Genomic DNA, 24,387 nt, shown 5'->3' with positions numbered 1-24,387 from the left:
TGCAGTAAAATCCGTAGGATATTACGCAATTTGTACAAAAGTAGTTGCACTTTTATGACGTTATGTTTATATTCTACAACCTAATAACCCATATGTTAATGTAGAGTTTATATAAATAAATAAGGATGAAGTGATGGCACGTACATGTGATTTAACTGGAAAAAGAAGACTTGTTGGTAACAAAGTTTCTCACGCTAAAAATAGAACAAAAATGACTCAAAAACCAAACCTTCAAACGAAGAGAGTTTTTGATCCTGTAACAGGTGAAACAATCAAGCTTAGACTTTCAACTAGAGCAATCAGAACTCTAGATAAAGTTGGTTCACTTTCTAAGTTCCTTAAGAAGTACAAGCACCTTTGGAACGCTTAATTAGATTAAAATCGATTTAAGATAAAGAAAAGGCCAGCATATTGCTGGCCTTTTTATTTGGGTAGTTTGAATATTTCTTAGTATTGAACATCTACTTGATCAATAGCAAATCCCCACTTCTGAACTGAACGATCAGACTTGAAAACAAGCTTAAGCGTATCACCTTCAGCGAAGAAAGAAGTATAGTTCTCACCTGAACCAGTAATCTTCTCAACGAGTACACCTCTGGCATCTCTAACTTCGATAAAGTCATAACGATTCTCAAGATCAAATTTACGAACTCTGACTCTCATAAATTTTGCACCTTCAACAGTGTAAGTCGTCTCAAGAGTTTGGTTCTCTAAATATGGATGCTCTGATTCAAAAGAAGAAACATTTACAGTTTCCCAATCTTCTGGATTTGGCTCATTTCTTTCAGGAACTGTGTCAGTTAGAAGATTATAAGCATTAATACGACCAGCGTTGATTGTCTTACCTCTTAGAGCTGCTACAGGATCAGAAGTAACCATTACCTTATTTCTAATTTCTAGTGGAGTAAGTCCTTTATTTTCAGAAAGGAATAGACCAATTACACCAGAAACATGTGGTGTTGCCATTGAAGTTCCTGAGTAAGATGCATAACGTCCACCTTTAACAGTTGAAAGAATCTCGTGTCCTGGAGCACCGATATGTACTGTTGAGCGTCCATAACAAGAAAAGCTTGCTAGTTCATCAGCAGCAGTTGTTGCAGCAACAGAGATTACGTTATCAACGTTGTAGTTTGATGGGTAGTGTGGACGTGAATCATTATCTGTTGAAGAGTTACCAGCAGCCGCTGTAAATACGATCCCTGCTTCATTAGCTCTTTCAATTGCTTCTTTAAGAGCTTCTGAGCGGCCACCGCCTCCCCAAGAGTTTGACATAATATCAACACCAATTTTCGTTGCGTAATCAATTGATTTAATTGCAGCTTCAGTTGAACCTGAACCGCTATCTGTTAGGAATTTAATACCTACAAATTGTACATCTCTCATAACACCAGCAACACCAATAGCGTTGTGTGAAGCACCGATTGTACCAGCACAGTGAGTTCCGTGAGAGTGACCATCCATTGGATCACCATCATTATTTGCGAAGTCATATCCGTGGATATCATCTACATACCCGTTACCATCATCATCAATTCCGTTACCTGGAATCTCGCCTTCGTTTGTCCACATTTGATCTCTTAGATCTGGGTGATTATAATCGATACCAGTATCGATAACAGCAATCTTAATAGCACGATCACCTTGAGTAATTTCCCATGCTCTAAGTGCATCTACGTCTGCACCTTCAACACCAGAAACACCTCTTGGAGCATTTGAACCAGTGTTTTTCAGACCCCATAGTTGACCAAATTTTTCATCAGCTGGCGTGTAGTAAACACCTTCATCTGAAGAAGTGCTATAGCTTAAGATTTCTTCTAATACATTTGTGTGTACGATTGGCTTAACGATTTCATAGATAAAGTTTGGCTCTGCATACTCTACCTCTGCTCTTTCATTCATTTGCTTTGCAATTGCATCAATTGACACAAGAGACTCATTAAACTTAACTACATATAAGTCACCAGACGTTAATTCGATACGTCGGTCAAGCGAACTTCCATGTAATGATTGTCCAAAAAAGCTTTCAACAGATACATCTTTCTTTAGCTTTACAATTAGTTCACCTGGAACGTAATCAGCAGCTAGTGGAGAAAGGGCCATTGCTGAAACAACAGCGGGTGCTAAAAATGCTTTTAATCTCATTAGATCCTCCTAATCTTTTTATCTCCCTTCCATGGGAGACCCTATGCTAAGACTTTTGAATAATTGTCTACCAACTAGTTTAACACTCTTTCAGAGGCAAAAATTTCAAAAGATACAAAATATTGAAAATGTGAGAAAATGTTAGTTAATGATACACGGTAAAAGTAGCGACCCAGTCCTAATAAAGAGAATCAAAGTTAACGTTTGGACACTTCGAGATGAAGTGGAAGCAGCTGTAAAACTACGATATAAAAATGGTGAGAAGCCTAATATTGACGACCTTATCGAGATTTACAAGGATAAAGGCGAACTACCAATCAACGATAGTATTGAAGACGAAGAGTCTGCTCTTGATCCACAGGCTTTGGCCGACGCGGCCATGTCTGGAGACAACGTTACGCCAATCAAAGAAACAAAAATTATCAAGCAATTTATTCCTGATTTACCTGCAGGCAAAGTCTATGTGGGAAATATTCTCCTATCTGAACTCTACATGGATGGTATGTATTTCTTTTGTGAGAAACAATTTACTCAAGGTCAATCGATTGTTGTTGATATTCAAATACCAAATCGAATTATTCTAAATGGCGTCGTCATCTTCTCACGTACCTACAATATGAAGAGCCGTATTATTTCCCAAACGAGTATGCCGTTCCGAACAGGTATCAAGTTTACATTCCTAAAAGAAGGTGAACGTACCCTACTTAGAAATTTCATCAAGTCTATTGAGCCAGAAGTTAGAGAGGAACCAACTGCTCCGGCGGCGTCCAAAGAAAAAGGCTCAGATGCTGAAGATGACTTCGATCTCTTTGACGATCTCGAATAAGAATTCTAGAATTTCTTATGCAAAATATTAAACGTAATTACTTTTCAGCTAGCCTCGTCTCAATACTCTTTATTACTCTCCTTTTTGGAGCAGTTATTAGTGAATTTTTTCAAGCTCCAGTTATTACATCAAAAGAACTGTCTAATCTTCAGTTTCTATTCACAAGTGATCAAGTTGATAAGGTTGATAATATCTCCCTTCAATCAAACCTAGGACGCTTTAGTCTTGCTAAAAATAAGAACCAATGGATTATTACGAAACCAAGAAGAATTAATGCCAATGAAACAATCATTAATAAACTTTTGGACTCGCTTAAAAATGTTAAAATCAAGAAGATTTTTCCAAAGGATCCAATTAACCTTTCAAACTTCTCTCTCGATAATCCTACTTCAATTATCACGCTAAAAGGTGAAGATGGATCTGATGAAACCATCTCATTTGGTTTAATTAACCCAATTGATAACTCAACCTATGTCGTGAGTGATAAGGACAATGCCATCTATCACGTTAATGCAGTAAAGTTCTCTCTTGAAAAGATTGATCTTCCCTCTCTTATTGATTCACGAGTCTTTAGTTATGCTCCAAGTGATATTAGAGGAGTTACAGTTATTAATTCTGGAAAACTACGCTTTGAATTCAGTCGAAATGATAAAGATATCTGGGTTTCAGGAAATAAGGCCCTCGATGATGAGGCCGTACAAGAGTTCTTAGTAAAGCTTACAAGTTTTAAATCCAACTCTATCCTTGATAAACGAACAGATAAAATGGATAAGGCAATTGAGCGCTATCTGGCCAAGCCATACTTTAAAGTCATCGTTAAGATCAAAACAGGTGAAGAAATTGAGTATGACCTCTCTTGGGTTTTAACAAGCTTACCTGATCTAAACATTGAGAAAAAAGAGAATTTTATTATTCGAGCATCAAATAGAGAGCACCCTTTCTTAGTGAGTAAAGAGTACTTAAATGTTTTATACAAAAGGCTAAGATCTTTTAGACCAAGCCCTTTGAATAAAATTATTTACTAGGCAATTAGCTTATTTAGGATATTAGAGGCAGCTCCTTCAACTTCATCAATAACGTGTTGAACGGCCTTACCTACGCGATGATGTTTGATTGGAAATTTTGCGAAAGGAATGAACATATAGTAGGTCTCCCCTTTGCAAGTCTCAAGAGCATTTAAATCCTTAAAAATATTTTCATCAAAGTCAATTTTTACAGATTTTGCTTTTGTACAATTTCCAATAACTTCATCAAACTCTTCGAACTTTTTCCCTGTAGCACTGAGGAGTCCCCCAACCTCAGCACTAAGAGATATTTGGTCGGACTGCGATAGACTTAAGAAGTTCTTATGACCTTCAATCGATACAAGGATTCCCTTGCGACTCAATTGCACAATCTGTCCATCAACAGGTTTTAAAATAGAATTCCAAAATGAAAATTTAGCTTTTAAACTTGTATTCATTCTAAAGTCACGATGACTTAGAGAAAGATTATTAAGCAGACGATCATAGACAAATAATTTATAGATATCATAATCAACCCATCTCATTGAATGAAGATGCATAAATGGGCCGGCCTTATGCTTAAGAGAAATAAGGGTTTGCTTATTCACATCAAACCACAGGTGCTTAAGCCTAGGATCAATATAGAAGTTATATAGATCAAAGAGTGTTGTCTCCATCTCTCCTTTCTTATTAACAAGCCAAACTGGTATTTCTTTAAAAGTCTCGAGTTCTTCTTTTACTTCCTCAATACTCATTGAAGAATCACCATTTAAATGTCGCTCTTTCATTGCACAAATTAACTTTGACCAATTCGACCAATGTAGGCTGTACGAACTGTCATCAAATAGTTGAATTGATTCAAATAATTTCGGGTCAGCAATATAATCTTCTAGATTCTTTAGCGCACTCATGGCCTTCTCACTTGTCAAAATTAGCTCAACATTCGTTCTATCAATTCAATATAGCAACTTAGTTAATTAATTCGAGACTTATTCAAAATAGCCTTTAATTTCTATTAATTTCGAGTGCTTAACTTATAAGCTAAGGCTTTTTCTATTAATTAAAAAAATTGCGAAATATTGCCTATTATTCTTGGTATTTAATGATTTTAGCGACTTAAGCTATAATATGAACTATGAAAGCAGAGGATATCTTCCGTAAATCACATTTGGCCTTAAACTTAACCCCTTTTACTATTAGGGAGCTGTTTAATATTCCAACAACACCATGTGATGTCTATATCTTCGAGGATGGAAAATTTAAGCACAATCTCTACCGTGGAACATATGTATCAAATGACACACTTAAAGAGATGATTGAAAAAGGTCATACTATTGTTTTCGCTACAACAGAGCAAAGACAAGAGCTTAAAGAATTACAACAAGACTCTCTTAGACAAGTAACTCGCTCATTTTCTATGGGTGATACTTACCAAAATTGTAAGAATCAATTAAATCTTATAACTATCAATCTTCGTTATCTCTTTGAAGACCCTACAGATGATAGTGCACTTAATTTGCAATACCAAAGTCTAAAAGTTTTGGCGTCTTTCTTGATTAAGAATACAAAAATGCACGAGGCACTTTATCGATATTTTGCGGCCCAGGGCCACCACTATATTTTTGCACAGCCCCTACTTTCATCTATTTTTCTTGTGGGGATTTTAAAGACGTCACAACTATATAATGATAAGGATATCGAGAATTTTTTTATCACGAGCTACTTTAAAGATATTGGAATGTCGGCCATTCCAATTGATAAGTACGATAAGGAAAATCTTTCAGAAATGGATAAGGTACTTCTTGCAAAACACCCGATTATTTCGGCCCGTATACTACAAGGAAGAATTCAATTAAGTCCGGCCCATATGAAGGTTATTGAAAATCATCACACGTTCAGTATTTTAGATAAGTACGACTCAGACAACCAGTACTTAAAAAATTTAACTGTTACAGGTTTTGAAACAATCATGGTAAATATTTGTGATATTGTAGCGGCAATGATCTCTCCACGCCCCTACCGAGAGGCCCTTACAATCTTTGATGCCTTAGAGAAAGTGCGTTCACATATTGGTAAGGATTACCCTCACGAGTTTAAGATTATCATTAATTATTTTCGTAATTTCTTTACAACTTCAGTCAAGTAAAAAAAACTTTTCATAACGTTTTAAATATTTCACAATTATAAGTAACCAAGGACTAAGGTTAATATATTTTTATTACATATATTTAAATTCAACATTTGCCAGATTCTAGGGAGGGAACATGGCCAACGAAGTAAGCCCGGTAACGGGAATTATCGCAGAAGAAAACGTCTTTATCGATTTTGGTGAACACGAAGGTAAATCAATTTTAGAAATTCAAGACACTCTACCTGAGTACTACGATTTTCTCATAAACAAAAGAGAAGAAGGAATCTGTACGATCCGTCGTAATCAAGACAAGTCCTTCCGACTTTACGTTTCAAATACATTACAATAATCACGCGGGGCGACAACGTCGCCCATTTTTTAACAAAATCTTAATAAACACCATATTTACCATGTGCTAAATTCAATAAAACACTGAGTTTAGGAGACACACATGATTAAGAGAATAGTTGCACTCTGCCTGTTACTGGCAAGTACAAGCACATTCGCTTTAAAGATTAATGCCGCTGGAGCATCTTTTCCATACGCAATATATTCAAAATGGTTTTCAGAGTATTCAAAAATTAATCCAGAGGTTCAATTTAACTATCAACCAATTGGCTCAGGTGGAGGTATTCGCCAGCTTCTAAAAGAAACAGTTGATTTTGGTGCTTCAGATGCTCCAATGAAAGCAAAGGATAAGAAGAAAGCAAAATGGCCAGTTCTTCACGTACCAATGGTTCTAGGAGCCGTTGCTATCGCTTATAACCATCCTCAAGTACCTGACCAACTAAAGCTAGATGGGCCAACACTTGCTGATATCTACCTAGGTAAAATAACTAAGTGGAATGCTGCTCAAATATTAGCTCTGAACCCTGGAGTCAAACTTCCTTCAGACGACATCCTTGTTGTTCGTCGTGCAGATGGTTCAGGAACAACTAAGAATTTTGCTGACTACCTTGTGGAAGTAAGCACAGAATGGAAGCAAAGAGTTGGAACAGGAAAGTCACTTCGCTGGCCAACAGGAGTTGGGGCCAAAGGAAATGATGGTGTAACTTCAATTGTAAGTAACACGAAGGGTTCAATCACTTATATGGACCTTGCCCACGCAAGAAAGAATAATATAAAAACAGTTGCTCTTAAAAACAAAGCTGGTCTTTATATCAATCCAACAGTTGAGGCAGTTTCGGCATCGGCCAAAGAATTCAAAACTGAAGGAAAAGAATTAACTGGTTCACTAATCAACAGCAGTGCCAAAGACTCGTACCCTATTAGTGCCCTTACTTATATTCTTCTTCCGATGGTAGAAAAAGATCTAAAACAGGTTGAGATATATAAATTTGTCGAATGGGCAATCAGCAAAGGTCAAAGTTATGCAAAAGAACTTTACTACGCTCCACTACCTACAGAACTTTCCAAAAAGGTATTAGAAAGGGTAAAATCTCTTTAATGAACATACTTAAAAAATTAAGGCCAGCTTCTCCTTCAAAACAGGATAAGTTGGCCTATATAACACTTCGATTCTTTTCTCTTATTGTCATTGTTCTGCTAATACTTATGGTTGGTCAGCTATTCTACGCTAGTCGTGAGGCATTTAGTGAATTTGGTTTTAAATTCATCACAGATGACTTTTGGAATCCTATTGATGATGAATTTGGTGCACTACCATTTATCTTTGGTACAGTAGTTACTTCTCTACTAGCTCTACTTATTGCAGGTCCAGTTAGTATTTCAGTGGCACTGTTTATTACAGAATATCTTCCAAAAGGTATTTCGGGTATTCTAGGAACTTTCGTTGAACTAATCGCTGCCGTCCCTAGTATAATCTTTGGACTCTGGGGCCTATACTATCTCGCTCCATTTGTAAAAGAAATGCTTACTCCGGCACTTAAAGCAACACTTGGTTTTCTACCTCTCTTTCAAGGTCCAAGCTTTGGAATTGGTATTCTTACGGCCTCAATTATTTTGGCAATTATGATTATTCCGACTATTACTTCAGTTGCTCGTGAAGTCTTTCGTTCAATTAATATTCTCCACAAGGAAGCGGCCTTAGGTCTAGGTGCAACAAAGTTTGAAATGATCAAGATCGCAGTATTAAGGCCAAGTTTTTCAGGAATTGTTGGAGCACTCGTTCTAGGTCTAGGACGTGCACTTGGAGAGACAATGGCCGTTGCTATGGTAATTGGAAATACTCCACAAATTTCAAAATCAATTTTTGCCCCGGCCTCAACAATGGCCTCCGTTATGGCAAATGAATATGCAGAAGCAGAAAGTGATCTACACCTTTCAGCTCTATGCCTAGTTGGACTACTTCTTTTTGTTGTTACTTTTGTCGTTAACCTTGTTGCACGAACAATTGTATGGAAACAAACGAAGGGAGTTTCTAAATGAAAATCTCAAAAAGTCGAATTATAAAAAATCAAGTTTTCAAGGGACTACTCGTTCTCTCTGCTCTACTTGTCATTCTTCCTTTAATTCTCGTCTTTATTTTTCTTCTGCAAAAGGGATCTACTTCAATTAGCCTCGATTTCTTTTTAAATGATCCAAAACCAGTTGGTGAAGTTGGTGGCGGAATGAGACATGCCATTTTAGGAACACTTATTATGGTTTCAATTGGCTCTCTCATAGCGGTCCCTGTTGGGACACTATGTGGTGTCTACTTAAGCGAATACGGAAAAGGTAAGATTGCAACTTCTCTTAGATTTACAATAGACCTCCTAACAGGTGTACCTTCAATTGTTGTTGGTATTTTTTCTTATTTAATCTTTGTTGTAAGCTTCAAATCATTCTCGGCACTGGCCGGTGCTTTTGCACTTAGTATAATAATTCTACCGATTGTAACGAGAACAACTGAGGAGATCTTAAAGCTTATTCCTAGACACGTCAGAGAAGCTGGCCTTGCTCTTGGACTTCCAAGATGGCGAGTGATTTATAATATTATTCTTAAAGGTTCTAGAAACTCTCTTATGACAGGAGTTATTCTGGCCATTTCTCGAGCGGCAGGCGAAACAGCTCCCCTACTTTTTACAGCATTTGGAAGTATGTACATGAGCTATAATGTAGCGGGCCCAATGGCCTCTCTTCCAGTACAAATTTATAACTATGCAATTAGTCCGTATAAAGAATGGCAACAGCAAGCTTGGGCCGGATCATTTACACTTATTATTATTGTTCTAGGACTAAATTTAAGTGCTAAGTTTTTATTCAATTCAAAGAAACTTAAGAAATTCTTTGCGAGGAAATCATAATGTCTAATAACGATATCATTTTAGAAGTTAATAATATTCAAGCATGGTTTGGTGACTTTCACGCCGTGAAAGGAATTGATCTTAAGTATCATAAAAATACGGTCAATGCGATAATTGGTCCTTCAGGGTGTGGTAAATCAACATATATTAGAACTCTAAATCGTATTCACGAAGAAGTTCAAGGCGCGCGTGTTTCTGGAGAAGTCCTACTTGAAGGGAATGATATTTATGCACCTTCAGCAGACCCCGTTGAAATTCGCAGAAAAATCGGAATGGTTTTTCAAAAGCCAAATCCATTTGCCGCCATGAGTATATATGACAATGTTGTCATTGGCCCAAGACTTTGGGGTAAAAAGAAAAAAAGCGAACTTGATGAAATAGCCTACAACTGTCTTTCAAAGGCTGCACTTTGGAATGAAGTAAAAGATAAGCTACACCAAGAAGGGACTTCTCTTTCAGGCGGTCAGCAACAAAGGCTTTGTATTGCAAGAACACTAGCAACAAATCCTCCAATCGTTTTAATGGATGAACCAACATCAGCACTAGATCCGATTGCAACTGGAAAGATTGAAGATCTTATGAGTGAGCTTAAAAAGGACTACACGGTAATTGTCGTAACTCACAATATGCAACAAGCTGCCCGTATTGCTGACTATACAAGCTTCTTTATCCTAGGCGAACTTATTGAGCATGGCCTAAGTAGCGATGTCTTTACAAATCCAAGAGAAAAGAAAACAGAAGATTATATCACTGGCCGTTTTGGCTAAGGAGCATTCAATGGAATTAACTGTTGAAACACTAAGAAAAGATATTACAGAAATGGCAGCAGTTGTGGAAAAGATTCTCCACGTTGCAGTAGATGAAAAATCAAAAATAGAAAATCTTTATGAGCTTGAAAATGAGATTAATGAATTTCATAAGCTTGTGGATGATCATGTCTTTAAATTTATTGCTCTCAAATCCCCTACAGCAATTGACCTTAGAACGGCCCTTGCTATTATGAAAATCAATTCCGAATTAGAAAGACTTGGTGATGAAGCCGTTAACTTAAAACGCTACCTAATGCGAATTTCAAACCAAGAGAAACACTGTAGTATCATCCAAGCTGAAGTCTTTGAAATGGTTAGAAAGAGCTTAATTGCCTTTGCTTCAAATAATATTCAAATGGCAACAGATGTTATCAAAGCCGACCACGAAGTTAACTCTCTCCACAGAGATCTTGTTAAGAAGTTCTACCAACTTTTAAAAGATGGAAAAGCAGAAGTAGATGAAGGCTTTGCAGTCATTCGCGTCTCAAAGATCTTTGAGAGATGCGGTGATCATGCAACAAATATTTGTGAAGATATTATCTTCCTAGAGTCAGGTAAAGACGTAAGGCACACAGAGGAACAGTAAGGCAAGTAATGAAAGCACTTATCGTAGAAGACGAACAATCTATTGCAAAATTAATTGGGGTTAATCTTAAGGCCATTGGAATTGATTACGACATGGCAAATACAGGAAATGATGCCATTAACGCCATTGAGAACAATCAGTATGACCTCTTTGTTCTGGATCGAATGTTACCGGATTTAAGTGGTGTTCAGATATGCCAATATATTCGAAATACTAAGAAATTAAAAAGTGTCGGTATCCTATTTGTTACAGCATTAACTTCAAGCGAATCAATCATTGAAGGACTCGATGCGGGAGCTGACGATTATATTACAAAGCCGTTTGATATCGGTATTCTTAAGGCAAGAGTTAGTAGTCTAAAAAGACGAGTTGAAGGCCATCGCGATAGTTCACCTATCAATAATAAGAATTCTTACAATCATATGGGCATCAAAGTCGATGTCGACGGAGTAAAAACACTTATTGATGATAAGGAAATTAAACTCACAGTTTCAGAATTCAAAATTCTCTGTGTATTAATTTCTTCTCCAGGAAAGGTTTTTACACGTAAACAAATTGTTGACCTAATAAAAGGTGAAAATATCTACGTTACTGATCGAACTGTTGATACTCACGTCTTTGCCTTAAGGAAGAAGCTTGGGAGTAAATCAAAAGTGGTCGAAACAGTTCGTGGGATTGGATATCGAGTAAAGAGTGAAGAATAACTTTTTAAACTTTTTAAAAATAAAGTTTTTGAATGATATTATTTTTTATCAAACAATAATTTTTTGTATATCCCTACTCTTTTTAGGGTCATTCTTTATCATTAATTTTAAAGATAGTTTTATCCACTCAATTGTTGATCAAGAATTAGATTCGATTCGCCAAGATGGTATTGCTCAGATATGTGACAAACAATCAAAACGTACGCAATTTTACATTTTAAACGCAAATCGCACAATCAGGTGCGCTGCGCCCAGCTTTAAAATTGAAGACTTCAAAAATATTGTAATTGGTGGTTATGACAGTGATGATAAGTATATCTATCACCATCGTGTTCTTAACTCACAAGGTAAAAGTTATACCTTATTTTTAAGAATTGAATCGGACGCGCTAAAATTAATTTCATCGGAAGTATTTTCAAAGCTCTTTATGGCAATGGGAATTCTTGGGATTATCTTTATTGCTGGCCAGTTTTTTCTCTTTCGTCACTATTTCACGCCTCTATATAATCTCTTTCATATTTTTAGAATGAAAGGTGTTATCGATACTACAGATAGCCGTGACTACTGGGACTATATCGAATCAAAATCGATTAAAAGCTTCAATAAAAGAAGAAAATTACAAAGAGATCTATTTAATACTAAACAATACTATTCCGTAATTATCAATTCAATTGATGATCCTGTCGTTGTTACAGATAGCAAAGGAAGAATCATCTTCTGTAATAATGCTTTTAGAAAGTCATTTGCATCATTTAATGGACGCTACCGTGGAGCTGATCTCATTAGTATTATTAGAGACTATGACTTTATCAACCTTATTAAGAAGTATGGTTATCAAGCAAATCTTATCCATAACACTCAAATTGCTCTGACAAAAGTAAGCGGCAAGACAAACTCATTCCAACTTAAGATTAGTGATATAGAATCGAAGAACAAGAATAAAGAAATTCTTTTCTACTTTAGTGACATCACAAAACTTCAAGATGTTAATAATATGAGAAGAGATTTTTTTGAAAATGTTTCTCATGAAATTAAAACACCCCTAACATCTATAAAGGGCTACACGCAAACTCTAAAGTCCATCAATACTGATGATGATCAGCAAGAGATTATGGATATTGTTATTCAAAATGTTGATCGTCTTGATGAGTTAATCAATGGGATCCTCTCTCTTTCAAAAATTGAGAATGAAGGAAAAATTGAAGTAGAAAAAATTAATCTTCCCTCATTTATTAACGCTCTTATTAACGATCAGCAACTCAAGATCAATGCTAAGGATATGAGTGTCAACTATACTCAAGCTGGCCCTGAAACAATCATGGCCAATGGAAAGCTACTCTACCACTGTATTTCAAACTTAGTTTCAAATGCAATCAAGTACTCAAAAGAAAGCACCTTAATTACAATTGAAAGTGGTCAAAGGGATAATCATCAGTATATTGCCATTACTGATGAAGGCGTTGGGATCCCGAATGATAAGATTGCTAGAATTTTTGAAAGATTTTACAGAGTCGATCAATCACGAAGTATTAATACAGGTGGAACGGGCCTAGGTCTTGCTATTGCAAAACACTCTGCTCAAAAGATGAAAGCTACAATAGAAGTTGAAAGTATGATTGATAAGGGTACAACTTTTACAGTTCTCTTCCCAATTAAGCCTTAGTCTATTTCAAACTTTATTGGTGCATCCATTAGCTTCTTTAACACTTCTTCAACATTAGCGTCATTGTAAAGAACATCATAGAGTCCAGTAAAGATTCTTGCGCGGATATCATACTTTTGGGCGAGTAAGAAAGCGGCCTTCGTTGTTTTATAACCCTCTACAACAGTTCGTTGAGAATTAATGATTTCGAGGGGTTTTCTTCCCTTAGCGATCTCAAGTCCAAAAGTCTTGTTACGAGAGAGGCCACCTGTAGTCGTTAGGATAAGATCCCCCATCCCACTTAGGCCATAAAATGTTTCAGGACGTGCATTAAATACTTTACCGAAACGTAGCATTTCAACAATCCCACGAGTAATCATGGCCGCACGTGTATTATGATTATAGCCAAGACCTTCGACAATACCGCCAGCAATGGCCAAAACATTCTTAAGAGCACCACCTAAGAGTACTCCTTTAATATCATAATTAGGTAGGGCCTTAAAATATGGCGTTTCAAGCTTGGCCGCAACATCCATTAAGACACTTTTAGAACGACCGGCAATTGTCACAAGAGTAATCTGCTTCTCCATAATTTCTTTCGCGAAACTAGGACCAGATAAGAATGTGATATTATCACGATATTGTGGGAAGAAATCATTTAATAAATCATCGCTGAGTTCAAGTGTATCAGGATCAATCCCCTTTGAAAGACTGATTAATGGAATCCCTTTTCCAAGATAGCTATTAAAACGAACGAGATTTTCACTAAAGAAAGTTCTAATACCATGAGTAGGCAAACCTGAAACAATAAGCTCTAAGCTCTCTTCTTCTTTAGTCTCCAGCTCACTCCAGTCTAGAATGGCCTTAATATTAGCATCTAGCTTAATTCCTGGAAGGTAAACAGAGTTGATACGATCGTCATTTATATCTTTGTATATGTCCTCAGAACGTACCTTAAGAATTACGTTTTCAAACTTATGCGCCAAAATTGATGCAATAGAAGTACCAAATGCACCGGCACCAACGACTAGTGCAGTCTTATATTTGAATTTTTCTTTTATCATAGTGCAAGTATACCATGTAGGCGTCCGACTCGTTCATAAATCGTTAACACTTCATCTGAACTATTGCATGTTACATTGAATGTAAAAGAAATATACTTACCTGTTTTTGATGGTTTTTCATGGTGAGGTTTTTCACCTACGGCCATAATTAACTCATCACGGTTTGAATCATTTCCAATAAATTTAAAATTATAGACTGCTGGCCACTCGTACTGATCATCTAGAAGTGACTTAAGTTTTGCTAAATCCATTTTTAATTTACTCCTACTTTGGCCATGAATGTTTAAAATCAATAGGGTTCCCATCAAAGTCTAAGACTTCTGGAACAATACCATGCACATAACGGAAGATATCAATTACTTCCCTTACAGCACCATGGCCACCTTCTCTTTGCGTGACATAGTCACAATAAACTTGAATCTCATGAGATGCATGAGGTGTTGTCGCTGCAAAGCCAGCGGCCTTTAAAAGTGGAACATCAAAGAATTCATCTCCCATGAAAAGAACTTCCTCTGGTTTAAAGCCAAGATCAAGAACTTTCTTGAATGCAACTCTCTTATCCTCGTCACCAAGAAAGGCGAAATCAAGTTTTAGGTTATTCACAAAGCGCTCTTGAACACCTTTTGAAGCACCGCCAGAAATGACTCCTACTTTAAAACCTGCTCTCATAAGCAGCTTCAATGCATAACCATCTGAGGTATGTGATGAGCGGTTAAAGCCCATCTCATCATCTTGGTACCATACATGTCCAGGAGTGAGTACTCCATCAATATCAAAAGCAAGAACTTTGATATCTTTTAATTTTTCTTTGTACTTTTGTGCTTTTGTAAATAAATCCATTAATTATTCCGTAATTGCGTTTTTGATTCTTAATAGTCTTTGGATAATCGCTCCTGCTTGATCAAGCGGTAAACTTGTTGCTGCATCAGACTTCGCTTCAGCTGGGTTAGGATGAACTTCCATAAAGATCCCATCTGCACCAGCAGCTACGGCAGCTTGAGCAAGAGTTAAAATTTGCTCACGCTTCCCACCAGTTGAAGTCCCAAGTCCACCTGGTCTTTGTACACAGTGAGTTGCATCGTGAATTGCACGAACACCAAATGACTTCATAATTTGGAAACTTGCCATATCAACAACAAGATTATTGTAACCAAATGAAGTACCTCTTTCTGTAAGAAGGATTTTATCTTTCGTAATAAATTCTTCGGCCTTCTTAACAATATTTCCAGTCTCTTCTGGAGATAAGAACTGACCTTTTTTTATTTTCAGTTGAGCATCGTGCTTCTTACAAGCTTCTGCACCTGCAAGAATCATATCTGTCTGGCGACAAAGGAAAGCTGGGATCTGGATTGTGTCAACAACACTTGCGACAGCATCAGCTTGATCAGCAGTATGAAAGTCAGTTATAAGTTGGACACCGTATTGCTTCTTAACCTTTTCTAGAATCTGTAGACCTTTTTCAAGTCCAGGGCCCCTGAATGAATCAATCGAAGAGCGGTTGGCCTTATCAAAACTACCTTTATAAGAAAAGTTGATTTGATCTTTAACAGGCTCAAGCATTTCTAATAGACGTCCGCAAACGTCCATACACATTTGTTCAGACTCGATTACACAAGTCCCCATGAATAGATCTAATTTTTTATTTTCCATATTTATCTGCCTCTTTAATAAATTCGCTAAATACTGGGTGGGCCGCATATGGCCTCGATTTAAATTCTGGGTGGTACTGACACGCAAAGAAGAAAGGATGATCCTTAATCTCAATCGTTTCAACAAGATCAAGCTCCGGATTCTTTCCACTAATAACTAGCCCACTTTCTTTTAATAACTCAACGTAGAAGTTATTAACTTCTAAACGATGACGATGTCTTTCATGAATAAGTTTTTCACCATACATTTCGAAGGCATGACTTCCATCAAGAAGCTCACACTCATAACTACCAAGGCGCATACTTCCACCTTTAGCACCATCACGAGTTTGGCCTTCCATATAATGAATTAATAGATCACCACCATTATTAAATTCTTCTGATGTTGCATCTTTCAATCCACAAATATTTCGTGCATACTCAACGATTGCTAACTGCATACCAAGGCAGATCCCAAAGAATGGAACTTTATTTTCTCGAGCGTATTGTATAGCGGAGATTTTACCTTCTGTTCCACGTTCTCCAAAACCACCAGGAACAAGAACTCCTTGTACATCTTCTAATAGCTTTGCAGCACCTTCTTTTTCAATATCCTCTGAATCAACATAGACCGGAACAAGTTTAAGCTGGTGAGCAAGAGCTCCGTGCTTAAGCGCCTCATCAAGTGATTTGTATGACTCGACTAATTCTGTATACTTCCCAACAATACCAATTTTCACTTCTCTTAACGGATGATCAAAATTGTATGCGACCTTCTCGAGGTCATCAACTTTCGGTGAAGAAGACCAGATTCCTAATATTTTTGTGATCTTTTCATCTAATCCTTGTGAATGAAAATTTAGAGGTACCTTATAAATAGAATCCAAATCGAGTGATTGAAATACATTGTCTTTTGGAACGTTACAAAAAAGAGAAATCTTATCCATAATCGATTGATCAATCTCTCGATCACTTCGACAAATAATAATATGTGGGAAGAGACCTTGTGAGCGCAACTCTTTTACCGAGTGTTGGGCCGGCTTTGACTTTAACTCTCCAGCAGCTGTCAAATAAGGAATAAGAACAAGGTGAATAAATAAAACATTCTCTTGTCCAACGTCATGTGCAAATTGTCTAATTGACTCAACATAAGGCAGAGATTCAATATCTCCAATAGTTCCACCTATTTCACCAATAAGAATATCCGCATCATCTGCTGCTATATGAATACGGCGCTTAATTTCGTCAGTAATATGAGGAACAACTTGAACTGTTTTTCCTAAGTACTTCCCTTCTCTTTCACGCTCAATTACCTCTAGATAAACCTGTCCAGTTGTGAAGTTTGATTGTTTAGAAAGTGTTAGCGAAGTAAATCTTTCATAATGACCTAAATCAAGGTCAGTTTCGGCACCATCATCTGTTACAAAAACCTCCCCGTGTTGAGTAGGACTCATTGTTCCTGGGTCAACGTTGATATACGGATCCATCTTTAACATATTGATACGAATACCTCGTCTCTCAAGTAAAGATGCAATGGATGCAGCAGCTAGTCCCTTACCAAGAGAACTTGCCACACCACCAGTAATGAAAATGTACTTCTTTTGGCTATTTGCCATTTATCACTCCCTCCACAAATGGAATATCTTCTGGAGTATCAACTCCACATAATGTCATATCTGTAATTGCTGCACCAATAGTGTAGCCGTTATCTAGTAACCTTAGTTGCTCAAGGCATTCGATCTTTTCATTAGTCGACTCACCTAGAGAACAAAAACTTTTTAAAACTTCAGGCTTAAATGAATAAATACCAATATGTAGGTACCAATTAAGTCCTGGAGTATTTTGTCGATTGAATGGATGCGGACTCCTTGTAAAGTAATGACAAATATTCTTTTCTTTTGAGAAAACGGCCTTTACTTTATTTGGATTTAAGTAATCTTCGTGATCATTATCAATCGACATCTCCTTAATTACCGTGGCGACATCAAAATCTTGAGAACTGTGAATTCTAAGAAGCTCACTCAGTAGATCTGCTTGAATCAGAGGCTCATCACCTTGCACATTGATAACAAAATCATAATTCTCGTCTTTAAAGAAACGATCATAGGCCAAGAAAATTCTTTCACTTCCCGAAGGCACATCATCATCGATACGAACTACATTACGGCCCGAGTCTGTTAACATTTTTTCAATTTCATCATTATCCGTTACGACACAAACTTTTGATCCAGGAAAATTTTCAACAATACCAGCACATCCATCATAAACATGAGAGACCATTGCCTTGCCGGCGATATTTGCTAGAGGTTTTCCAGGGAAACGAGTCGAGGCGAATCTTGATGGTATTAATACCAAAGTTTTTAAGTTCATTATTTACCTTTTTGACAGTAAATAATAACAAATACCTGTGCTACTTGCAAAGTGTGATATCATAAATCTATGAAATACTTCGCCTTAACACTCAGTGCCATTACTTTTATTTATACGGCCTTAATTGAGCATAGACTTAATGCGCAAACTATTTCAGATTCCATAATTACAGACCCAAGTATTTCCAGACGATGTGACTCACTGATGAATCAACGACAAGAAAAAGTTGAACATCGTCAAAGACTTCTCTTCCTACTTGATCGAAATAAAAATCTTTTAAAGTCGACACCTGAGAACAAAAAGTCGATCTCCACTAAGCTAAGAGAAAATCAATACCGCGTCATTCAAGAATTAAAGATTACAAATCTAAAAGTTATCAAACTCGAAGAACAAATTGTACGTCGTGGCTGCCCAGGACTAACTCTCTAGAATTCCCATTTAGCAACTGTTGCCATCTCATATCACGCAAGTCATAATTTTAGTAGACGCACAAAATTAGCAATTAGCTAAACGAGAGGGACTTCATTTATGACTAAAACAATAGGCTTTGTTTGCGCCTACCTATTTATAACAACCTTTTCTTATGCAATAGAACAATCTCCAGAGATCTTTATTCAAGAGGCCAGCGAAGACAAAGTTGACGAAAGTGCTTACCGCCCACTTGATATAGGAACAGTGATTGAACAAGGAATGCGTAGCTATCAAGACAATATCATTCGACGAAAGAATATTGAGATCCTTAAAAATCGTCTTAAGGATACAAAAGAAGAATTTTGGACACCAAACCCTAAGATTAATTTTCAGTTAAATCCACAGCGAATTGGCACACTTAAGAGCGGTGGTAATGATCTTACTCGAACATCTCGTAGCGCAAGTGGAAGCGTCGGTCTAGAGCTTGGAGAATATACTCTATTTAACTGGGGCAAGGATTACTTAAATTATAAGAATGAAAAGGAATCACTTGAGCGCCAAATCGATCGCGACAAGGAAACACTTCGTGAATTCAAACAAGAACTTGTTCGTGAATATGTAAAACTGATTCATGCAAAGGATTTAAAGATCATTGCTCGTCAATATCTACAAAGAACAACTCTTGTGTATCGAATGAATCGTGAAAAAGTTCTTCAAAAGAAGGTCACAAAACATGAGTACTACCAATCACGTTCTGAATATCTAAGAGCACAAGAAGCTTATACAAATGCAAAGACCAATGAAAATATTGCATCTGAAAATATGGCAAAGCGTTTAAATGACCCCCCAGGGACTCTCTACTTCATTAAAGATGATTATCAATATGAAAAATCAACTTATAGTAGAGATAATGCCATAGCGACAGCAAGAAAAGTTTCACCTTTTATACTCGATAAGCAGGTTGAAAGAAATATCAAAAACCGTGAATACGAAATTGCTGTTAGAGATAACCTACCTCTACCAAAGATCACTGTAAATTTTGGAACTTACTCTCAAATATTTGATGGCAGCTCTGTGACAAACGACTACTACACAACTTCGCCGGGTAACTCAAATATTGATCTTGTAGCAAGTTTAAACGCTAGTTGGACTCTATTTGGAGATGGCGGGCTTTTCAATCGCAGAAAGCTTGCAAATGCAAGGCTCGAAAAAGAGAAGGCCATGTATGACTTAAGCCTAACAAGAAGGAAAGTTGAAGAGGCCATTGTTAATATATTCAACTTCCTAAATTCTTCGGTTGAACAACTTAATATTATCAAGTCCCGTAACGATTCATTAAAGAAGAGAATGGAGACGGCCCTTTACCAGTATACAAATCGAAAAACTCGCTACTTAGAATACCAGCTGGCCATGCAGGACTACTTTGACTCACTAACAAGAGAGTCTATTATAAAATTTCAATACCTAGCTAAAAGAGTTGAGCTTGCTCAAATTGTCGGTATCGAGAATCTCCCTGATCAAGCTTTTGATAAGGCGATTATTAAAGGAGGAGGACGTTAATGAAAAAGTTAAGTTTAATCTCTACTCTACTTCTAGCTTTAAGTTCTTCTGTATTTTCACAAGACTTAACAAGCTTTCAGGATATCAATATTGTTGATGAAGACTACGGCTTCGAGACCTCACGCTACAATATTAAGGATGATAACTTCTCACTAGAGTTTAATTATGGTGGAATTACAAATCTAAGTGAATTTGCCTCAACAAATACAATTAGTGGAACACTAACTTTCTATAGTGATAGATACTCTCTAAGTCTTTACGGTGCTCTAAATACTCTTGATGTGGCAAGTGTAACTGAATTTGATAACCTCGATGCCAGCCTAAGTGTTTATACTGGTGGACTCGGACTAAGCAGACGCTCCGTTTTAATAAATGACTTCATTAATATTAAGTCTATTTACGATGAAATTCATGTCCATATTACCTATAATATGACTGACTCTGAAGCATTTGGAACAGACTTATCAGGGCCTGGATTTAATGCTGGCTATGGGGTAATTTATCGAGCTAGCAGCGGCCTTCACTTTTCAACAAGGCTTATCTATAACCTAATGGCCCTTAAAAGTTCTGATGAAGTGGTAACAGCAGAAGCATCCGCAAGTTGGGTAAGTGCTCAGCTTGGAGTAGGTTTTATTTTTTAAGAAATTGGAATTTTTATGATTGAAAGGTATGAAAAGAAAGAGATTAGTGAGATCTGGAGTGAGCAATTTAAATTTGAGAAATTTCTCGAAGTTGAACACTCTTTAACAAAAGCTCTTGAGAATGCAGGTGTTATCAAAGAGGCGTTCTCTAATAAACTTAACCTTGTCACAGTTAACCCTGAACGAATCAAAGAAATTGAAAAAGAAACAAGACATGATGTTATCGCTTTTTGTACGTCAATTACCGAACAACTAGAGACAAATGAAGGTAAATACTTTCATTACGGTGTTACATCGTCAGATATCATCGATACGGCACTTACACTTCAAATCAAGGAATCACTTAATCGTATCCTTCCAGCATTTGAAAATCTTTTAAAAACCCTCGATGAAAAATCTCAAGAACATATCGATACAATTTGTATTGGACGCTCACATGGAATTTTTGCTGAACCAATGAGCTTTGGACAAAAGCTTAGAGGTCATCTTTGTGAATTTAAAAGACGCTATAATGATTTAAAAGACTTCTATGATAATGAACTAACTGGTCAAATGTCCGGAGCGGTTGGAAATTTTACCATCCTGACTCCCGAGATTGAAGAAGAAGTCTTAAGCTATCTCGGTCTCAAAGTAGAACCTATTTCGACTCAAGTTATCCCCCGTGATCGAATTGCAAAGCTAACTAATATCATCGCTCTTTTTGGGTGTGCCTTAGAAAGACTATGTGTCGAAATCCGTCATCTTCAACACTCTGATGTTGCAGAAGTTTTCGAGGGCTTTAAGAAGGGTCAAAAAGGATCTTCGACAATGCCACACAAGAAGAATCCAATCTCTAGTGAGAATCTTACGGGAATGGCAAGAATGCTAAGAACATATAACCAAGTTGCCATGGACAATTGTCTCCTTTGGCACGAAAGAGATATTAGTCATTCAAGTGCGGAAAGATTCTTCCTTCCAGATATGTTTGGAATTCTACTCTACTCGATTGAGCGCATGAATAATACAGTTGGAGACCTTGTCATTGACAAAGAAGCAATGAAAGCGAAAGTAACCCAAAACTTTAAACATCTTTCTAGCTTTGTACTACATAAGTTAATTGAGGTTTCAAATAATACAAGAGAAGACCTATATCGTATGGTTCAAAAGGCATCATTTGAAGCAAGTGATCGTCAAAGCTTCTTCACAATTTTGGAAGCTGAGCTTAGCGATAGTGAAGACAAGAAGCTTATCGGGCAACTAAAGAATCTCAACGACCTTGAAATCTACAGCGCCCATACACAAAGCATTTTTTCTCGTAGCTAAAGATATTAAACAGTAAATTCAGTAAATGGATGCGGAAGAAGTTCTTTAAAAAGAACTTTTTTCGTAATCCCTTTAAGATTGCCCAAGTAAACTGGAAAGTCTGCATTTACAAATTCTGACATAACCTGAAGACAGAATGCACATGGAACGGCCGGCGCATCTTGGTCGGTTACAACTACGATAAATTCAAAGTCTTTTTTACCAAATTTTGCAACACTTGAAAGGACACTTCCCCTTTCAGCACAAATTGTTCCACCGTAACTTGCATTTTCAACATTACAGCCAGGAACAGGCGCATCGACACCACTAATCTTGAGTGCCGAACCTACTTGAAATTTTGAATATGGAGCATGTGCATTTGAACGTGCTTTGACTGCAATCTCATATGCCTGCTTAACTTTGTCTGATACTTCAATTTTATTTTCCATAAATATTATTATAATGGAAAAAGTATCGAAGTCTATTTCAAAAAAATAGAGGGCCTACTGAGCTTTCTTGCTATCAAGCTCATAATAAGTCAGTGGATTCCCCAAAATAATAATTTTTATTGTAACTTTAACAAAAAGATATTTTTATTTAATGAACAAAGCCTTTAAATGTTGCGTCAAATACTATAGTATTTAGGCTTACACTTAAATAGGAAGAGAGACATGTCAGCTGATAAAATCAAGCATAGTGAAGATGTGAGTGCTTCACTTAAAAATCGTTTTATTGATCTAACGATCAAGAAACCAGAGAACTTAAAAAATGACTTCCTTTCAGGATTAACTGTTGCTCTAGCACTTGTTCCTGAAGCAATTGCGTTTGCCTTTGTTGCAGGTGTCCACCCAAAAGTTGGTCTTTACGCGGCCTTCATGATGGGACTTATCACCGCAATCTTTGGAGGACGTCCAGGAATGATTTCAGGGGCCACAGGGGCCGTAGCAGTTATCTTTGCGCCACTTGTATATAAAGTAATGGAAATGAGCAAAGATAGTGGGATGACTTTTGATGCGGCCATGGACAATGCACTAAGCTACCTTTTTGCTGCTGTTGTCATTATGGGTCTAATTCAAATAGTATTTGGGCTACTTAAGCTTGGGAAGTTTATTCGCCTTGTTCCCCACCCAGTAATGCTTGGATTTGTTAATGGTCTTGCCATCATTATTTTCCGTGCACAATTTTCGCAATTCACTGTTGGTGGAGAGCTTCTGCCTTCAGCTCAACTTTTAGTTATGTGTGGACTAATTGCCCTAACGATGGGAATTAGTGTTTTCCTTCCAAAATTAACAAAGGCCGTTCCTGCTACCCTTGTAGGGATCGTCGCTTCTACAGTTATTGGCTACCTATTAAATGAAGCAAACCCAGGGCTGGTTAGAACAGTACTTGATTTTGTTCAAGATCAAGATAAGACAATCACAACAATTGCAGCGGGTCTGCCTACATTTAAGATCCCATTTGTAGAGTTAACAATGGATAACCTAAAGTTGATTCTTCCATATGCACTACTTGCGGCCGCAGTTGGTCTAATTGAATCACTAATGACACTTCAACTTGTTGATGAGCTAACTGATACACGTGGAAAGGGAAACCGAGAATGTGTTGGTCAAGGACTTGCCAATATGGTTAATGGCTTCTTCGGAGGAATGGGTGGTTGTGCCATGATTGGTCAATCAATGATCAATATCCGAGGTGGTGGACGTGGTCGTTTCTCAGGAGTTACAGCAGCGATCCTACTTCTAGGATTTGTACTCTTTGGAGCTCCGTTAATAGAAATGATTCCTCTTGGTGCTCTTGTTGGGGTTATGTTTATGGTTGTTATCGGAACTTTTGAGTGGTCAAGCTTACGTCTCTTTAAAAGAATTCCACTTTCAGACTTCTTAGTAATTGTCCTTGTTTCAGTTGTTACAATTCTAGCGGACCTGGCCATTGCAGTACTTGTCGGTATCATTGTTTCGGCGCTAGTGTTTGCATGGGAGCATGGAAAGACAATGCATGCAAAAAAGAAAGATGAAGACGATAAAACAATTTATGAGTTAGATGGGCCACTATTCTTTGGTTCAGTAACTTCATTTAAAGACCTTTTTGACTTTAAAGATGATAAAGAGCACGTGTATATCGATTTTGACAATTCACGTGTTTGGGATCACTCAGGAATTGAAGCCTTACAAAATATCACCGAACGCTACGCACAGCAAGGTAAGAAGTTACACCTTCTTAATTTAAGTAAAGACTGTCTAGTACTACTAGATAAAGCATCAAATATAGTTGAATTATCGGTAATTGAGGATTTAAATACTCATATTGCAGATGATCGACTCGATGGGTAATTGATTTTCTCTG

General features: G+C 37.1%; 26 protein-coding genes. 17 read left to right on the top strand and 9 right to left on the bottom strand.

Annotated features, from left to right (window positions below):
- Nucleotides 1–133: 133 nt before the first annotated feature.
- On the top strand, nt 134–370 hold the full coding sequence (rpmB, locus tag M902_RS04135) for a 50S ribosomal protein L28 (protein ID WP_021266376.1): 237 nt from the start codon (nt 134–136) through the stop codon (nt 368–370).
- 77 nt (nt 371–447) lie between these two features.
- Here the strand turns inward: rpmB and M902_RS04130 are convergent, their stop codons facing one another.
- Nucleotides 448–2,142, bottom strand: a complete 1,695-nt coding sequence (locus M902_RS04130; RefSeq protein WP_021266470.1) for a S8 family serine peptidase — start codon at nt 2,140–2,142, stop codon at nt 448–450.
- 148 nt (nt 2,143–2,290) lie between these two features.
- Between M902_RS04130 and M902_RS04125 the strand changes: the two genes are divergently transcribed.
- A complete protein-coding gene (locus tag M902_RS04125; RefSeq protein WP_021266435.1) occupies nt 2,291–2,968 on the top strand; it encodes a hypothetical protein in 678 nt (225 codons plus the stop codon).
- 17 nt (nt 2,969–2,985) lie between these two features.
- Nucleotides 2,986–3,993 (top strand): DUF4340 domain-containing protein, encoded by a 1,008-nt coding sequence (locus tag M902_RS04120; protein ID WP_021265835.1) that lies wholly within the window; start codon nt 2,986–2,988, stop codon nt 3,991–3,993.
- On the opposite strand, the gene M902_RS04115 is transcribed toward M902_RS04120, so the two are convergent.
- Complete coding sequence (locus M902_RS04115) at nt 3,990–4,883, bottom strand: hypothetical protein (protein ID WP_156979710.1); 894 nt, start codon at nt 4,881–4,883, stop codon at nt 3,990–3,992. The genes M902_RS04120 and M902_RS04115 overlap by 4 nt on opposite strands.
- Before the next feature lie 224 nt (nt 4,884–5,107).
- On the opposite strand from M902_RS04115, the gene M902_RS04110 reads away from it, so the two are divergent.
- From M902_RS04110 to M902_RS15730, 9 genes are all read left to right on the top strand, one after another.
- A complete protein-coding gene (locus M902_RS04110) occupies nt 5,108–6,118 on the top strand; it encodes an HD-GYP domain-containing protein (RefSeq protein ID WP_021265938.1) in 1,011 nt (336 codons plus the stop codon).
- A gap of 118 nt (nt 6,119–6,236) precedes the next feature.
- Nucleotides 6,237–6,452 (top strand): hypothetical protein, encoded by a 216-nt coding sequence (locus tag M902_RS04105; protein WP_021266044.1) that lies wholly within the window; start codon nt 6,237–6,239, stop codon nt 6,450–6,452.
- Between the two features lie 102 nt (nt 6,453–6,554).
- Nucleotides 6,555–7,550 carry a phosphate ABC transporter substrate-binding protein PstS gene (pstS, locus tag M902_RS04100; RefSeq protein ID WP_021266113.1) on the top strand — a complete coding sequence of 332 codons (996 nt, stop codon included), beginning with the start codon at nt 6,555–6,557 and terminating at the stop codon, nt 7,548–7,550.
- Nucleotides 7,550–8,491, top strand: a complete 942-nt coding sequence (gene pstC / locus M902_RS04095; protein WP_021266296.1) for a phosphate ABC transporter permease subunit PstC — start codon at nt 7,550–7,552, stop codon at nt 8,489–8,491. The genes pstS and pstC overlap by 1 nt, the downstream gene beginning before the upstream one ends.
- The gene (gene pstA / locus M902_RS04090) at nt 8,488–9,348 is read left to right on the top strand and encodes a phosphate ABC transporter permease PstA (RefSeq protein ID WP_021265869.1); all 861 of its coding nucleotides are present in this window, start codon (nt 8,488–8,490) and stop codon (nt 9,346–9,348) included. The genes pstC and pstA overlap by 4 nt, the downstream gene beginning before the upstream one ends.
- A complete protein-coding gene (gene pstB, locus M902_RS04085; protein ID WP_021266530.1) occupies nt 9,348–10,115 on the top strand; it encodes a phosphate ABC transporter ATP-binding protein PstB in 768 nt (255 codons plus the stop codon). The genes pstA and pstB overlap by 1 nt, the downstream gene beginning before the upstream one ends.
- A 10-nt stretch (nt 10,116–10,125) precedes the next feature.
- Nucleotides 10,126–10,743, top strand: coding sequence for a phosphate signaling complex protein PhoU (gene phoU / locus M902_RS04080; protein ID WP_021266416.1), 618 nt, complete (start codon nt 10,126–10,128; stop codon nt 10,741–10,743).
- An 8-nt stretch (nt 10,744–10,751) separates the two neighbouring features.
- Nucleotides 10,752–11,447, top strand: a complete 696-nt coding sequence (locus M902_RS04075) for a response regulator transcription factor (protein WP_021265936.1) — start codon at nt 10,752–10,754, stop codon at nt 11,445–11,447.
- Nucleotides 11,448–11,475: 28 nt separating this feature from the next.
- Nucleotides 11,476–13,110 (top strand): ATP-binding protein, encoded by a 1,635-nt coding sequence (locus tag M902_RS15730; protein WP_156979709.1) that lies wholly within the window; start codon nt 11,476–11,478, stop codon nt 13,108–13,110.
- Here the strand turns inward: M902_RS15730 and M902_RS04065 are convergent.
- Genes M902_RS04065 through M902_RS04040 form a run of 6 tightly spaced genes read right to left on the bottom strand, consistent with a single transcriptional unit; the run spans nt 13,107 to nt 18,151 of the window.
- Complete coding sequence (locus M902_RS04065; RefSeq protein WP_021266217.1) at nt 13,107–14,153, bottom strand: NAD(P)H-dependent glycerol-3-phosphate dehydrogenase; 1,047 nt, start codon at nt 14,151–14,153, stop codon at nt 13,107–13,109. The two genes, M902_RS15730 and M902_RS04065, sit on opposite strands and share 4 nt — an antisense overlap.
- On the bottom strand, nt 14,150–14,404 hold the full coding sequence (locus tag M902_RS04060) for a DUF493 family protein (RefSeq protein WP_021266116.1): 255 nt from the start codon (nt 14,402–14,404) through the stop codon (nt 14,150–14,152). The genes M902_RS04065 and M902_RS04060 overlap by 4 nt, the downstream gene beginning before the upstream one ends.
- Nucleotides 14,405–14,417: 13 nt before the next feature.
- Nucleotides 14,418–14,993 carry an HAD family hydrolase gene (locus M902_RS04055; RefSeq protein WP_021266398.1) on the bottom strand — a complete coding sequence of 192 codons (576 nt, stop codon included), beginning with the start codon at nt 14,991–14,993 and terminating at the stop codon, nt 14,418–14,420.
- A gap of 3 nt (nt 14,994–14,996) precedes the next feature.
- On the bottom strand, nt 14,997–15,803 hold the full coding sequence (gene kdsA, locus M902_RS04050; RefSeq protein WP_021265921.1) for a 3-deoxy-8-phosphooctulonate synthase: 807 nt from the start codon (nt 15,801–15,803) through the stop codon (nt 14,997–14,999).
- Nucleotides 15,793–17,397: a CTP synthase gene (locus M902_RS04045; RefSeq protein ID WP_021265867.1), complete on the bottom strand. Its 1,605-nt coding sequence runs from the start codon at nt 17,395–17,397 to the stop codon at nt 15,793–15,795. The genes kdsA and M902_RS04045 overlap by 11 nt, the downstream gene beginning before the upstream one ends.
- Nucleotides 17,387–18,151: a 3-deoxy-manno-octulosonate cytidylyltransferase gene (locus tag M902_RS04040; RefSeq protein ID WP_021266005.1), complete on the bottom strand. Its 765-nt coding sequence runs from the start codon at nt 18,149–18,151 to the stop codon at nt 17,387–17,389. The genes M902_RS04045 and M902_RS04040 overlap by 11 nt, the downstream gene beginning before the upstream one ends.
- 69 nt (nt 18,152–18,220) lie before the next feature.
- Between M902_RS04040 and M902_RS04035 the strand changes: the two genes are divergently transcribed.
- From M902_RS04035 to purB, 4 genes are all read left to right on the top strand, one after another.
- Nucleotides 18,221–18,580: a hypothetical protein gene (locus M902_RS04035; protein WP_040313865.1), complete on the top strand. Its 360-nt coding sequence runs from the start codon at nt 18,221–18,223 to the stop codon at nt 18,578–18,580.
- Between the two features lie 99 nt (nt 18,581–18,679).
- Nucleotides 18,680–20,122, top strand: coding sequence for a TolC family protein (locus tag M902_RS04030; protein WP_021266472.1), 1,443 nt, complete (start codon nt 18,680–18,682; stop codon nt 20,120–20,122).
- Nucleotides 20,122–20,763, top strand: coding sequence for a hypothetical protein (locus M902_RS04025; RefSeq protein ID WP_021266404.1), 642 nt, complete (start codon nt 20,122–20,124; stop codon nt 20,761–20,763). The genes M902_RS04030 and M902_RS04025 overlap by 1 nt, the downstream gene beginning before the upstream one ends.
- Before the next feature lie 15 nt (nt 20,764–20,778).
- A complete protein-coding gene (purB, locus tag M902_RS04020; protein WP_021265850.1) occupies nt 20,779–22,065 on the top strand; it encodes an adenylosuccinate lyase in 1,287 nt (428 codons plus the stop codon).
- 5 nt (nt 22,066–22,070) lie between these two features.
- Here the strand turns inward: purB and cdd are convergent, their stop codons facing one another.
- On the bottom strand, nt 22,071–22,493 hold the full coding sequence (gene cdd, locus M902_RS04015; protein WP_021266181.1) for a cytidine deaminase: 423 nt from the start codon (nt 22,491–22,493) through the stop codon (nt 22,071–22,073).
- A gap of 222 nt (nt 22,494–22,715) precedes the next feature.
- Between cdd and M902_RS04010 the strand changes: the two genes are divergently transcribed.
- Complete coding sequence (locus tag M902_RS04010; RefSeq protein WP_021266501.1) at nt 22,716–24,374, top strand: SulP family inorganic anion transporter; 1,659 nt, start codon at nt 22,716–22,718, stop codon at nt 24,372–24,374.
- The last annotated feature ends 13 nt before the right edge of the window (nt 24,375–24,387 follow it).

This window comes from Bacteriovorax sp. BAL6_X (assembly GCF_000443995.1).
Taxonomy (GTDB): Bacteria; Bdellovibrionota; Bacteriovoracia; order Bacteriovoracales; family Bacteriovoracaceae; genus Halobacteriovorax_A.
Note: the sequence above shows the minus strand (reverse complement) of the source record. Positions and strands in the feature narration are given on the sequence as shown.

What these genes read in the sequence shown, in the direction of transcription:
- M902_RS04045 (WP_021265867.1), bottom strand. Translation starts at nt 17,397, where the DNA reads ATGGCAAATAGCCAAAAGAAGTACATTTTCATTACTGGTGGTGTGGCA.
- M902_RS04035 (WP_040313865.1), top strand. Translation starts at nt 18,221, where the DNA reads ATGAAATACTTCGCCTTAACACTCAGTGCCATTACTTTTATTTATACG.
- M902_RS04075 (WP_021265936.1), top strand. Translation starts at nt 10,752, where the DNA reads ATGAAAGCACTTATCGTAGAAGACGAACAATCTATTGCAAAATTAATT.
- M902_RS04025 (WP_021266404.1), top strand. Translation starts at nt 20,122, where the DNA reads ATGAAAAAGTTAAGTTTAATCTCTACTCTACTTCTAGCTTTAAGTTCT.
- pstA (WP_021265869.1), top strand. Translation starts at nt 8,488, where the DNA reads ATGAAAATCTCAAAAAGTCGAATTATAAAAAATCAAGTTTTCAAGGGA.
- M902_RS04115 (WP_156979710.1), bottom strand. Translation starts at nt 4,883, where the DNA reads ATGAGTGCGCTAAAGAATCTAGAAGATTATATTGCTGACCCGAAATTA.
- M902_RS04125 (WP_021266435.1), top strand. Translation starts at nt 2,291, where the DNA reads ATGATACACGGTAAAAGTAGCGACCCAGTCCTAATAAAGAGAATCAAA.
- M902_RS04110 (WP_021265938.1), top strand. Translation starts at nt 5,108, where the DNA reads ATGAAAGCAGAGGATATCTTCCGTAAATCACATTTGGCCTTAAACTTA.
- M902_RS04030 (WP_021266472.1), top strand. Translation starts at nt 18,680, where the DNA reads ATGACTAAAACAATAGGCTTTGTTTGCGCCTACCTATTTATAACAACC.
- M902_RS04040 (WP_021266005.1), bottom strand. Translation starts at nt 18,151, where the DNA reads ATGAACTTAAAAACTTTGGTATTAATACCATCAAGATTCGCCTCGACT.
- rpmB (WP_021266376.1), top strand. Translation starts at nt 134, where the DNA reads ATGGCACGTACATGTGATTTAACTGGAAAAAGAAGACTTGTTGGTAAC.
- M902_RS04010 (WP_021266501.1), top strand. Translation starts at nt 22,716, where the DNA reads ATGTCAGCTGATAAAATCAAGCATAGTGAAGATGTGAGTGCTTCACTT.
- M902_RS04055 (WP_021266398.1), bottom strand. Translation starts at nt 14,993, where the DNA reads ATGGATTTATTTACAAAAGCACAAAAGTACAAAGAAAAATTAAAAGAT.
- purB (WP_021265850.1), top strand. Translation starts at nt 20,779, where the DNA reads ATGATTGAAAGGTATGAAAAGAAAGAGATTAGTGAGATCTGGAGTGAG.
- M902_RS04105 (WP_021266044.1), top strand. Translation starts at nt 6,237, where the DNA reads ATGGCCAACGAAGTAAGCCCGGTAACGGGAATTATCGCAGAAGAAAAC.
- M902_RS04060 (WP_021266116.1), bottom strand. Translation starts at nt 14,404, where the DNA reads ATGGATTTAGCAAAACTTAAGTCACTTCTAGATGATCAGTACGAGTGG.
- cdd (WP_021266181.1), bottom strand. Translation starts at nt 22,493, where the DNA reads ATGGAAAATAAAATTGAAGTATCAGACAAAGTTAAGCAGGCATATGAG.
- pstB (WP_021266530.1), top strand. Translation starts at nt 9,348, where the DNA reads ATGTCTAATAACGATATCATTTTAGAAGTTAATAATATTCAAGCATGG.
- M902_RS04120 (WP_021265835.1), top strand. Translation starts at nt 2,986, where the DNA reads ATGCAAAATATTAAACGTAATTACTTTTCAGCTAGCCTCGTCTCAATA.
- kdsA (WP_021265921.1), bottom strand. Translation starts at nt 15,803, where the DNA reads ATGGAAAATAAAAAATTAGATCTATTCATGGGGACTTGTGTAATCGAG.
- pstC (WP_021266296.1), top strand. Translation starts at nt 7,550, where the DNA reads ATGAACATACTTAAAAAATTAAGGCCAGCTTCTCCTTCAAAACAGGAT.
- M902_RS04065 (WP_021266217.1), bottom strand. Translation starts at nt 14,153, where the DNA reads ATGATAAAAGAAAAATTCAAATATAAGACTGCACTAGTCGTTGGTGCC.
- M902_RS04130 (WP_021266470.1), bottom strand. Translation starts at nt 2,142, where the DNA reads ATGAGATTAAAAGCATTTTTAGCACCCGCTGTTGTTTCAGCAATGGCC.
- phoU (WP_021266416.1), top strand. Translation starts at nt 10,126, where the DNA reads ATGGAATTAACTGTTGAAACACTAAGAAAAGATATTACAGAAATGGCA.
- pstS (WP_021266113.1), top strand. Translation starts at nt 6,555, where the DNA reads ATGATTAAGAGAATAGTTGCACTCTGCCTGTTACTGGCAAGTACAAGC.